Source organism: Methylobacter sp. (assembly GCF_004322395.1).
Lineage (GTDB): Bacteria > Pseudomonadota > Gammaproteobacteria > Methylococcales > Methylomonadaceae > Methylobacter_A.
This window is the reverse complement of sequence record NZ_SCTW01000076.1, coordinates 1-10,775: the sequence shown is the minus strand read 5'-3', so window position 1 is coordinate 10,775 and position 10,775 is coordinate 1. Positions and strand designations below refer to the sequence as shown.

Here is a 10,775-nt window from a genome sequence, read left to right as displayed (position 1 = left end):
GCTGAATGAATTTAAGTTTTTTGATGAAAAATATGAGCCTTTATGAAACCTGTCCAACCCTGCGCTCAACCGGAGCGCGATTATAATGCGGTTTTATCTTTCAGCTTTCCGTGCCGCGCCCGGTTAGCTCTACGTTGGGCGTCAAAAGCAGCTGAGTAGTGACCAATGACCCATATAAGCAAGCCATTTCGCTTTAAGGAAAACCAGCCTGTCACTTGGTTCCATAAGGTCGATGCTCTATCAAATCAGTACTGCCTGTATTGTCATAGACCAGTTTGCACAGGCGATGTTGCCTGGAATAAAGAACATTTGATTGGTAGATCCTTTGTCCCGGATGGATCGCTTGATGGCGGAAGAGCATTCAATTTCATCTTCCGTGCATGCGTTGAATGCAACAAAGAGAAAGCTGAAGCCGAGAGACACATTTCTAGCGTTTCGCTATTCACCTCTCCAGGCCGCGTTGATGAAAACGTGAACGCTCTTGCTAATAGAAAGGCAGCGACGGATTTTCATCCAATTCAACAGGGCAAACTAGTCAAAGATGCTTCCGTTGAGAAATCTATCGAGATAGCTAGAGGAAATATCAGCGCCCAATTTGGTCTGGTCGGGCCTCCTCAACTCGATCCGTCATACGTTCAGTTATTGGCATTTCGGCACATTCAGGGGTTCTTTTCACTGATCACTTCTGATGACCCGACGGTCGCAGAAGGCACAAGATTGCTACCCCACGAGCATTGGTGGTTTGGTGGTAGCTACCCGCACTTGGATTGGGGGAACGTACGGATCAAAGAAATGGCACAACGAGTCGAAGCTTGGGAAACACCACTAAACATCGTGACAGCAAACGGATTTTTTAAGGCTGTCATACGGTGCGCCCCGAATGCCAATGGCCCATGGTTTTGGGCATTGGAGTGGAACAAAAGCTGGAGGTCGTTCGGTGGGATTTTTGACACTCAAAACCATCCTGCCGAGTTCAACAATCTCCCGAGTCCTGAACGGAAGCACCTTGGACCCAGCTTGACAATGTATCAACAGGTCCGCCTTGAAGAGAATGAAGACAAACTCTTTTAGCCTCAGGTGCCGCACGTTGACGCCCAACCCTGCGGTGCAGGGGACGCTGGGCATCTATTAGACATATTTCGTAAGGAGTAATTGAATGAAAAAGTGGGAACAGAAATTGAGTAGCTTACCTACAGATGAAGCTGGACGTAAAAAAGGCAATGAGTCATCTTTTACAGAGATTATTTTCCTGTTCATGAAAGAAGAAATTTATACCCGTTTGAAGTCTGCCAAGGACAGTTTTCCTAACTCAGGACTAAATATTGCAATTTTTCCGGCATCACCAGAGAATATTTCAACCACGCAGCCCATCGTTTACATGACGGTACAGAAACCATCAAACGGCAATAGCAACGAGTGTTCCTTAAAATTTAATCAACAAGACGCAGGATTGATTATTGATACAACACTCATCGGCAGGCATGGATTGCCGCCAACCCATGGGTGTATTACTTTAGAAGGAGAATCTCCAGCCACATTAGTTGAGTTTTACGTAAAGCAGCTTAGAGAGCAGCTTTAATAATAGACAGGCCGCGATTTCTCTGTGGTCTATGCCCAACCTTGCGCTCAACCGGAGCGCGGTTACAATGCGGTTTTATTTTTCAGCTTTCCGGGCCGCGCCCGGTTAGCTCTACGTTAGAAGGCTTGCGCACATGCAACCGCCAAAGAGCGAAATCTGCGTCATCTGCGGCGTGAGACCGGCCGACACCGTGGATCACGTCCCCCCGAAGTGCTTCTTCAAAGGGGCTGTGAATGCGCAGTTACGGACGGTACCAGCGTGCAGTGTGTGCAATAATGGGGCGTCCTCTGACGACGAGGACATTCGCTTCTACATCAGCGTGCAGATTGGGAAGCAGAATCCTGCTTCCGAGGCACTTTGGGACGACGGCGCGTACAAGACGATCAAACGCAAGGCCAAACTCCGCTCGTCATTTCTCGCCACTGCACGCGAGGTTCAGGTGTTAGAGGGTGGAAAGACGGGCACGGGCTTGGCCTTCCATGTCCCAGTAACGACGTATCAGCGTGTGTTTGAGAGAACCACGCGTGGCTTGTACTTCTTCCACACTGGCCGAATTCTGTCGCCGTCGGTGCCCGTGGAAGCGACCATGCTCGCGGGCACACCCGATCTCGACACAGACGACATTCGCCGCTTGAATGTAGAGGTCGTCGGTGGCGGGGCTTGCATTTACCGGTTCGGCATAGTGCCCGACGAACCCGACTGCAGCGTCTGGATCTACGAGTTTCATCAAGCTCACTGGGCGCTGGTGCACACGGGAGCGGTGGCATGCTAATCAGTCGGATTGTTTTAAGGTTCTCATGGAGCGCCCACGCCGTCGAGTATTGCAGACACTACCATCCGAAGCTGCAAGCTGGCTGAAACTGTCAAATAAATTCACTGCCAGCGTGATTTGATGTGTTTAATCTTAAGTTGGCGCATATGGGCAACATGCCCCGTCCGTCTTGTAGGAATCCACTTATGCTCCGCGAACTATCAAACACCAAGCCGTGTAGGGGGTGCATCGCACCCCTTATTGATTTTCAACGGTACTGTAAATATTGATTCCCGAAATGAATTGTCCATTAGAATTCAGTCTTCTGGCATTCGTAAATGGTGCGCGGTGCGCCCCCTACACGGCTACACGGCTGAAACTCAGCCGCAATCGAATTGCTAACAACGCCATAAGCGGAAGCAAAAAAGGTGACATTAGGCATACATAGATATAGAATGGCAACATGAAACCATTCCGTTGGAACCACGAAAAAAACGAAACGCTGAAAATAGAGCGCAACATTTCTTTCGAGGAAATAGTTCTTGCGATCGAAGCGGACGGTTTGCTGGATGAATTGAGTCACCCAAACCTGGAAAAATATCCCAATCAGTCCGTCCTAGTCGTGGCGCTGGATGGTTATGTTTACTTGGTGCCTTATGTTGAAGAACCGGACTACTTCTTTCTGAAGACCGTAATTCCAAGCAGAAAGGCCACCCGTAACTACTTGTTGAGGAATAACTCTGATGAAAAAACTTGATGACTACGAGGAAAATCTCCTGGCCGCTTATGAAAAGGGAGAGTTTAAATCCACTTCCCCTACTAAAGCTGATTTAACCAAATTCAAGGCGGCAGCTACCGCAACCTTTATCAAGGATAGACGAATCAATATCCGGTTATCTTCCCCCGACCTAATGGATATTCAGGCACGAGCCTTGGAGGAAGGCATCCCATACCAGACGTTTATCGCCAGTGTGTTGCATAAATATGTCTCTGGCCGTCTGATTGAGAAACCCTCGCGCCTAACTACGCGCTCAACCGGACGCGCCGACAAGCGCCGTTCCGGTTAGCTTCGGCGTTGTGGCTCATTCAAGAGGTTTAAGCGCTAGCTAGATTCTTGCAACGCAAAAGGCCGAGAGTATTTCTTGGAACCCTGGCTGTGGTGCCAAGAAAGGATATGAAGAGATACCTAGATCAGCGGGGAGTGTTCGGTGACGAGAACTTTGATACGTCGATCCACACCACATTGCAGGAAATATTTTCGTTGCCTCTTGCTAGAGAAGTGACTGCACCTACATCCGCTGACCTCGGATTGGATGTCCTGATTCCCTCATTTCAGTCAGGCGACTATTGGGATATCTCGTTGGGAGAGATTGGCTTTCCAATTTTCTGGCGCCCGAAAGTCACGGTGGCTTTTCGGCTGTACTACCTTAAATCGAAGAAGACGAAGCTTACTTATTCAGTGACACAAAAGCTGAGCTGGCGTGAGTATCTTTCACGATTGTTTACGTGGCGGGCACTTTTCGGATTTCAGCCTATGTTTGGTGCAAAAGATATGGATCGCTTACTATATCTCGCATGCCACAAAATGCTAGATAAGCTGAGGAAGGTAGCGTGATCCATAACCCTATAGTCGAGTGGGCGTTGCGCGATGAAGTCGCGTAGCAATCAATGGAGGCAGGTTAAGTTGATTTTGATCGGCACGGAACGTATGCCGTTTATGCTCGACATTCAAGTGTTGCTATTTATTAACGAAAGAATCATGAAGCCCGGTAGAGGCGGTGCAGCGCATCCCTTATTGATTTCCACGGTACTGTATATTTTGATTCCCGAAATGGATTGTCTATTAGAATGCTTTTAAATAGCCCAGTATTCGTAAATGGTGCCAGTGCGCCCTACACGACTACCAACAGGAGCGTAAAATGCCCAAACCCAAAGGCCAACATTTTCTGGAAGCAGTTCGGATTGATGCGCCCGGACCGTCAGCCTAATTTGAAGAAACCAACTTCCTGGTCTAGTACACGGCTCTGATCGTTCAGCATGTGGGCCGTTGCCGATAATTGTTCCGATGCGGCGGCGTTACGTTGGGTGACCTCATCAAGCTGCTTCATCACCTCGCTGATTTGTTTGATTGAGTCGGCTTGCTGATTTGATGCGGTGCTGATTTCCTGAACCAGCGTGGCGGTTTTTAAAATGTCCGGCAACATGCTGGTAAACAACTGTTGGACTTTGTGTGTAACCAGCTCTGACTCCGTAATTAAAGTGCGAATTTCTTCGGCCGAATCGTGACTGCGTCCGGCTAGCTTACGAACTTCGGTAGCAACCACTGAAAACCCCAGGCCATGTACGCCGGCTCTGGCCGCTTCGATGGAGGCATTTAGCGCCAAAATGTTGGTTTGATAGGCAATGTCTTCAATCAAAGTGACTTTCTGGCCGATTTTATCCATGGCTTCCACAACTTCCTCAACCACCTGATGGCCTTGTTGGGCCGATTCCGCACAGGCTTGAGTGATCTTTTCAGTGGTTTTTGCATTGGCGAAATTATGCTCTATAGAGCTGCGTAATTCATCGACCGATGTGGTCGTTTGGTCTATGCTGGCAGCTTGTTGGCAGGTGCTTTGGCTAAGCGAACCGGCGGCTGAACTGGTTTCTTGCGCAGCATCCAAAATCTGTTGGGCGCAACTGTGTATTGTTTTAATGATTCCGCTTAGTCTTGACTCCATCATGCGCATTGCGGCAAAAATACCGTTATGCTGTTCGTGATCCTTATGCTGCAATAAATGGCCTTCAGCAATAGTCTGAGCCATTCCGCATACCACAGAAGGTTCGCCGCCCAATTGGCGGGCAATATCCTTGCGCAAGACAAAGAACAAACTCAATGCCAAAAACAATAAGCCGCTGACCGAAACACTGATCAGGGTTAAATATGTTTGGGCCTGCGATTTTAATGTATCGGCTTTTGCAAAAAATAATGAGGCCAAGTGATCCTCGGTTTTTTTCAGCAAATTAATTTTGCCGGTTTGCATTTTGAACCAATATTTTGCATCAACGGCGAACAGTCCTTGATCCGCTTGTTTGAGTGCGATTTCACGCATGCGCTGAGTTTCGTCGACATATTCACCATTGACAGTTTGCTGATAGAGCTGCTGTGCCGCCTGATCCGCAAATGATAAAAACACATTCATATAGGTGTCTTGGATAGCAATCAAGCCGACTAATTTTTTATACATGCCAGGCCCGAAATGGTCTGAGGCAAATGTATTCGACAAAACGGCGCGTTCAATACCGGCCTGTTCTTTACTTTTAAGGAAATTGGCATAAGCCGATAATTGCCTGCTCATGGCGGTGTCGAGGCTCAGCCGCGGCAAATAGGAAATAATATCCAGAAATTGCGCATTAACATCCGAATAATAGCCAATCGCTTCGGCGGCAGGTACGGATAGCCCGATAATATCCTTACGCATTTTCTCTAATTGTTCCAGTTTGCCCAAAACCTTATCCAGGGCTTCTGCTATGCCCGGATCGGACTGAATATCCAGGGTTTGTAGGTTTTCTTGCAAGTCGGTTAATTTACGCGCGGTTAATAGGTGCTGATCTTGTAATTCGTGTTGAAACTGCTGGCCTTTGCTGCCTATATATCCGGCAGACATGCCGCGTTCTTTTTGCAGCTCATGTACCAAAGCGCTGGCATGGAATGAAAATGTAGCCAGTTCGCTTACTCTATCTGCTGCCGACATTGCTTTAAATTGCTGTGAAAGGATTAACGCAGATAAAAACAATAATCCGAACAGAGGGAAAACTACTAATGTGATGATTTTTTGATTAAATGACAATCGCTCAAGTAGCATTATACGTCTCCCGATAAAAGTTATTATTCTGTAGCTACTCAGCCAAAAGCCTGAAAGAACTTTTGAGAAGGAAGCTACCCGTATTTTATGATTATGTAAAGCGGATGAGTGTGATTGCTAAATTGCTAGGCATATTGGTCACCTAGTTTGGTAGAGGAACATCGAGGTTATCTATTATCTTAAACAGGATTTTTTCTATGAACAGACGATCTTTTCTTAAATCAGCGCTTTCAGGTAGCGCCCTTGTCTTCGCAGGAAGTTATCCTGTATTTATCGAAAGAAACATCGTACAGGTGAATCGGTATAAGATTCCAATTCCTAATCTGCCGCTTTCGTTCCACGGGTTTATGCTTGCGCACCTGACGGATATACATTTGGGTTTTTTGGTTTCATCGTCGTTTGTCGAACAGATAGTTCATCGGACAAACAGCTTAAACACGGACGCTATCGTATGCACCGGAGATTATGTTCACGAACGGAATACGCTTGAAGAAATCGACAAAGTATGGCCCATTTTATCCAAGCTAAGTGCAAAGCACGGCGTTTATTCGGTATTGGGCAATCATGATCACTGGGCCGATACCGACAGGTCTTTGTATTGGCTGGAAAGATCGGGGCAGAATATTCGCCATCAATGCAAGCCGATTTATAAAGGCCGCGAAAGAATTCTGATTGGCGGAGCGGGGGACTTTTGGGAGGACCAGATAAAAATCGACAAGGCTTTTTCCAGCTCGGATCAAAACGACTGCCGGATACTGCTGTCGCATAACCCGGATTCGGTCGATACGGAGTTTGAAACGCCGTTGTCTCTGGTATTAAGCGGTCATACTCACGGCGGGCAGGTCGTAATACCTTTTCTAGGCGCTCCCAGGTTGCCTGTAGAAAACAAAGCCTATTCCAGCGGTCTTATCGCCACGCCTAGAACTCCGCTTTTTATAAGCCGGGGGATCGGTTGGGCAATTTTGCCGGTGAGGTTTAATTGTTATCCGGAAATCGCGGTGTTGGAATTGGTAAACCCAAGCTTGGCGGCATAGCAATTAGATTCCGGCGTTTAATAAATAAGGAATATTTTAATGTTTCGGGTTTTTGTAATTCACCGTAGGGTACGCGGCGTTACCCTACCTAAAAAACCGAAAAAAGTGGCGAAATTATAAGCTCAGTAGAGCCCCGTCCTCATTGGGCTTATAAATAAATTTAATGAAGTGCAACTTTTTCTGAGCTCTTCGTTTTGTTGACAGTTTTAACGGTGGTTTTAGGTTTATGAAAGTTTGTGCTTTTAAGCTTAGTAGCTTTTGCTTGAGTAGCGGGTTTAAGCCGAGTTTTTACGACAATAGTCCTACCGGTTTTGTTTGGGCTCAGAGCTGCTTTATGCTGAATTTTATTAACGCCCCTGCTTCTAGCCTTGATCCGGCTGATATTTTTGTGCCTGGGTTTATAGTTATGAATTGAGGCTGGTATTGAATGCGTAGCGGCTCCATCGCCGCAATCAAGTTGATACGGCGGACTGCCTGCCGAGCCGGTTGACATGGTATTGATATTTTTTGCCGGATCGATATAGGTCAAGTTAGCAAAACTCGTATCCATTTTTTGCATCATTAACTGATAGCGCTCTTTGCTGGTCATGCCGCCCATGACTACGCCGATCAAGCGCTTGCCGTTATGTTGCGCCGCGCCGATCAGGTTAAAACCTGAGCCGCAGGTGAATCCTGTTTTCATGCCTTCTGCACCGGGATAATTGGCTGTAAATTTGTTGATGCCGCGTAGTTCTGTGCCTCTGAAATTAAAGCTGTGCGCAGCGAAATAATGATAATACTCGGGGAAATTTCGTTGTGTTTTCCAGGCCAGAACGGCCATATCCCTGGATGTGGTCACTTGCCAATTGTTGGGCAGACCGGTTGAGTTCATGAAATGACTGTTATACATGCCCAATGAATGCGCTTTGGCGGTCATATTAACGGCAAAGTTCTCTTCCGTGTTGCCCAGATGTTCGGCAAGAACTACAGAAGCATCGTTTGCTGAACGGGTAATAATGGCCAGGATAGCGTCTTCGACGGTTAAATGTTCACCGCGTCTTAAGCCCAGTTTGCTGTTTGGTTGTTTCGATGCGTGAGTCGATGCGGTTAATGTGTCGTGCAGGTGAATTTGCCCCGCCTTTAACGCGTCGAAGGTCATATACAAAGTCATTAATTTGGTCAACGAGGCGGGATACCATGACTGAGTCGCTTCTACTTCATGCAATACGTTACCGTTATCAGCATCGATTATGATCGCTGCATGGCGAGCATAACTGGCCCCGGACACTGAAAACAGCCATACGGCATTTAAAATAAGTAGCGCTAGTTTAACTTTTGTCATTTAAAGCTGTTCTCGAAAATCAATGGTCAAAGGAAGAACGCGCATTATTCGACCACTGTCCGAGTGACAGTTAAACCACATGAGTGCGGTAGGATGTAGAAAAAGGCGCGTTATTCGCGAGTGATGCGCCTCACTAGATCCAGCACATCCTACGCAGTGTAAATTTTAAGTCTGTAAATTATAAACTGCGACGATTGTAATGAATAATCATATTTTAGAGTTGCAGCATGTGCTGGATAATGAGCCGTATTGTGCGTGATGTACGCCGTTGAGTTTGATACATTTATGCGCTAAAAACGTGTGCATGTATAAGGCGGCTCACCTTTGCAAATTCCCCAGAAACCGCCGAAGTTGCCTTCTTCGCCAGGCTTCCAGGTTTCTGAAAACGCTTCGAATACTGTGCCGCTCCAGCTTTTTTCGGCCAATTTTTTAAAGGTTGATTTGACGACCAACGCTTGGTTTTTCTTGCTGGCAACGCCGCAACGCTGCTGGGTGAACTTATTGGTTTCAATGCTGCCTTCGGGGCCGTTCGGCCAACCGAATTCAGTCAAGACCACTTCTTTACCGGGATAGGTTTGGCGTACTTTTTCAATCCGTGCGATATGAAAATCAGCCGCTTTGTTTGCCGGCGTGCAGGGAAGAACGTCTGAATATTTGTTTTCCCACCACGGAAAAACATTAATGCCTATCCAATCGACTTGCGCGCCGAAATTGGTTATGTGGCACGGCGAAACGCGGTTGCACCATTCCCACCAGGTATCTATGGTGGTGATGGGTTGGGATACGCCTGCCTCGCGCAGAGCGCTTATACAACGGCTGATTTCGCCATCAAAGGCATAGTCATGACGGGTTCTTACTTCGGAACCGCAGCTTAATTTGATGATGGTTTTGGGAAAGGCTTTTGCCGCTTCAATGCCCGCAGTTATGGATCTTGAATTGACGGCTATGTCATTATCGAGCCAGATGATCGCAATCACTTTAATATGCCGGGCCTCGGCCGCAGCGAAGGTATATTCCAAGCCATTCATGACTCCGTAAGTCATGATGCAGCGAAAAGGGGTTTCTTTGATTAATTTATCCAGCAATTGATCAATTAACTCTCTGGACGGCTGAGCGCCGTAATCGGGGGTGAGCTTGCCTACATAGGGGCTGAAGGCAGCGCATTGCAATACATCTTTCTTTGCGGGTTTTGTTGTTTTTTCGCGCGCTGATGCGTTCTGGCAAACAACTAACATTATAGAAATTACAATGAGTGACAATAACTGTTTCATAAGACCTTCGACAGCAATGATTATGTTGGGCGAGTAAGGCGCGCCATGCGCGCCTTTTCCGGTGCTGAAATAATCTTTTAATTTTTTGGCGCGCACGGCACGCCCTACATGAGAAGCCGTGGGTTATTCTAAGGATTTATTTTTTATAACAAAAAACGGCACAACACAGCCTATCAACACACAAACAAACAATACTGCCCAAGTTGCTTGTCCCCAATCTACCGGATAAATATCGGCTTTGACCGGCTTGCTGATGCCGGGAATACTGGGTAAATCAACGTCGCCGCCATCGACTTTCAATTGCGCCTTCATGCCTTTTTCCATGTGTTGCGCCAATTCGCAATGCACGAGGTAGGTTTTTTTCTGGCTGGGTACGATCAGTGAGGCCTTCAATTCGCCTTGACCGTAGAGTTCCAGATGGAACATGCCTTGAGGGTATAAATAACCCGGCAAGCCGTGAATCATTAATTGATGGCGTATCTGGTCGTCATTGATAAAGGTGATGTTGATTCGGGAGCAGGGCTTAACGTCCCATTCCTGATTGTCGAACGCAAACATTTTTCCGGGGAATTTCAATGCGTGTTTCTGACCGGCATGAATGGTGATATTGACGTCGCCTGAAATCTTTGGGCAGTCTTTGGGCAGATTGTCGCTATTGGCATTCATGATCATGCCTTTTTCATCCATCATCATGCTGCCGTGATGCATCATTGCCATGGTTTCTTCCGCAAGTACCATGTGGGAATACAATCCCAGCATTAATAGGAGTGTCACTAAAAATCTCATGGTTTTTGTTTCCGTTTATAAGCCAGCGCAACAAAAATAATCAGTCCTAAGGCTAAGCCTGCGGCCAAGCCAAAAATAATGATATGAACATAATCAGGCGCAATTAATCCGGCTTCACCTAATAGCGGCGCAAAATCGCCTTCACCCCAGACCGCTTGTTTTTTGGCATAGTAATCTTTGTTGAATAC

The 10,775-nt window shown here is 46.9% G+C and carries 12 protein-coding genes and 1 pseudogene; 8 read left to right on the top strand and 5 right to left on the bottom strand.

Going from position 1 to position 10,775, the window contains the following annotated elements; genetic code table 11:
* The first annotated feature begins 165 nt into the window (after nucleotides 1-165).
* From EPO18_RS11240 to EPO18_RS11210, 7 genes are all read left to right on the top strand, one after another.
* Nucleotides 166-1,071 (top strand): hypothetical protein, encoded by a 906-nt coding sequence (locus tag EPO18_RS11240; protein WP_292433460.1) that lies wholly within the window; start codon nucleotides 166-168, stop codon nucleotides 1,069-1,071.
* A gap of 85 nt (nucleotides 1,072-1,156) precedes the next feature.
* Nucleotides 1,157-1,579: a hypothetical protein gene (locus EPO18_RS11235; RefSeq protein ID WP_292433459.1), complete on the top strand. Its 423-nt coding sequence runs from the start codon at nucleotides 1,157-1,159 to the stop codon at nucleotides 1,577-1,579.
* A gap of 133 nt (nucleotides 1,580-1,712) precedes the next feature.
* The gene (locus EPO18_RS11230) at nucleotides 1,713-2,351 is read left to right on the top strand and encodes a hypothetical protein (protein WP_292433458.1); all 639 of its coding nucleotides are present in this window, start codon (nucleotides 1,713-1,715) and stop codon (nucleotides 2,349-2,351) included.
* A 442-nt stretch (nucleotides 2,352-2,793) separates the two neighbouring features.
* Nucleotides 2,794-3,087, top strand: coding sequence for a toxin (locus EPO18_RS11225; protein ID WP_292433457.1), 294 nt, complete (start codon nucleotides 2,794-2,796; stop codon nucleotides 3,085-3,087).
* On the top strand, nucleotides 3,074-3,397 hold the full coding sequence (locus EPO18_RS11220; protein ID WP_292433456.1) for a CopG family antitoxin: 324 nt from the start codon (nucleotides 3,074-3,076) through the stop codon (nucleotides 3,395-3,397). The genes EPO18_RS11225 and EPO18_RS11220 overlap by 14 nt, the downstream gene beginning before the upstream one ends.
* A gap of 107 nt (nucleotides 3,398-3,504) precedes the next feature.
* The gene (locus EPO18_RS11215; protein WP_292433455.1) at nucleotides 3,505-3,945 is read left to right on the top strand and encodes a hypothetical protein; all 441 of its coding nucleotides are present in this window, start codon (nucleotides 3,505-3,507) and stop codon (nucleotides 3,943-3,945) included.
* A 33-nt stretch (nucleotides 3,946-3,978) separates the two neighbouring features.
* Nucleotides 3,979-4,188 (top strand): hypothetical protein, encoded by a 210-nt coding sequence (locus EPO18_RS11210; protein ID WP_292433454.1) that lies wholly within the window; start codon nucleotides 3,979-3,981, stop codon nucleotides 4,186-4,188.
* A 121-nt stretch (nucleotides 4,189-4,309) separates the two neighbouring features.
* On the opposite strand, the gene EPO18_RS11205 is transcribed toward EPO18_RS11210, so the two are convergent.
* Nucleotides 4,310-6,175, bottom strand: a complete 1,866-nt coding sequence (locus EPO18_RS11205; RefSeq protein ID WP_292433453.1) for a methyl-accepting chemotaxis protein — start codon at nucleotides 6,173-6,175, stop codon at nucleotides 4,310-4,312.
* 197 nt (nucleotides 6,176-6,372) lie between these two features.
* Here EPO18_RS11205 and EPO18_RS11200 point away from each other — a divergent pair, with 197 nt between their 5' ends.
* Nucleotides 6,373-7,209 (top strand): metallophosphoesterase, encoded by an 837-nt coding sequence (locus tag EPO18_RS11200; protein WP_292433452.1) that lies wholly within the window; start codon nucleotides 6,373-6,375, stop codon nucleotides 7,207-7,209.
* Between the two features lie 160 nt (nucleotides 7,210-7,369).
* On the opposite strand, the gene EPO18_RS11195 is transcribed toward EPO18_RS11200, so the two are convergent.
* From EPO18_RS11195 to EPO18_RS11180, 4 genes and pseudogenes are all read right to left on the bottom strand, one after another.
* Nucleotides 7,370-8,530, bottom strand: coding sequence for a D-alanyl-D-alanine carboxypeptidase family protein (locus EPO18_RS11195; RefSeq protein WP_292433451.1), 1,161 nt, complete (start codon nucleotides 8,528-8,530; stop codon nucleotides 7,370-7,372).
* A 290-nt stretch (nucleotides 8,531-8,820) separates the two neighbouring features.
* A complete protein-coding gene (locus tag EPO18_RS11190; RefSeq protein ID WP_292433450.1) occupies nucleotides 8,821-9,897 on the bottom strand; it encodes a glycoside hydrolase family 17 protein in 1,077 nt (358 codons plus the stop codon).
* 27 nt (nucleotides 9,898-9,924) lie between these two features.
* Nucleotides 9,925-10,575 carry a cupredoxin domain-containing protein gene (locus tag EPO18_RS11185; RefSeq protein ID WP_292433449.1) on the bottom strand — a complete coding sequence of 217 codons (651 nt, stop codon included), beginning with the start codon at nucleotides 10,573-10,575 and terminating at the stop codon, nucleotides 9,925-9,927.
* Nucleotides 10,576-10,583: 8 nt separating this feature from the next.
* Nucleotides 10,584-10,775 (bottom strand): annotated as a pseudogene (locus EPO18_RS11180) (multicopper oxidase domain-containing protein); the annotation flags it as partial.

Coding starts and splice junctions, on each gene's coding strand:
- EPO18_RS11240 (WP_292433460.1), top strand. CDS start 166: ATGACCCATATAAGCAAGCCATTTCGCTTTAAGGAAAACCAGCCTGTC.
- EPO18_RS11235 (WP_292433459.1), top strand. CDS start 1,157: ATGAAAAAGTGGGAACAGAAATTGAGTAGCTTACCTACAGATGAAGCT.
- EPO18_RS11230 (WP_292433458.1), top strand. CDS start 1,713: ATGCAACCGCCAAAGAGCGAAATCTGCGTCATCTGCGGCGTGAGACCG.
- EPO18_RS11225 (WP_292433457.1), top strand. CDS start 2,794: ATGAAACCATTCCGTTGGAACCACGAAAAAAACGAAACGCTGAAAATA.
- EPO18_RS11220 (WP_292433456.1), top strand. CDS start 3,074: ATGAAAAAACTTGATGACTACGAGGAAAATCTCCTGGCCGCTTATGAA.
- EPO18_RS11215 (WP_292433455.1), top strand. CDS start 3,505: ATGAAGAGATACCTAGATCAGCGGGGAGTGTTCGGTGACGAGAACTTT.
- EPO18_RS11210 (WP_292433454.1), top strand. CDS start 3,979: ATGAAGTCGCGTAGCAATCAATGGAGGCAGGTTAAGTTGATTTTGATC.
- EPO18_RS11205 (WP_292433453.1), bottom strand. CDS start 6,175: ATGCTACTTGAGCGATTGTCATTTAATCAAAAAATCATCACATTAGTA.
- EPO18_RS11200 (WP_292433452.1), top strand. CDS start 6,373: ATGAACAGACGATCTTTTCTTAAATCAGCGCTTTCAGGTAGCGCCCTT.
- EPO18_RS11195 (WP_292433451.1), bottom strand. CDS start 8,530: ATGACAAAAGTTAAACTAGCGCTACTTATTTTAAATGCCGTATGGCTG.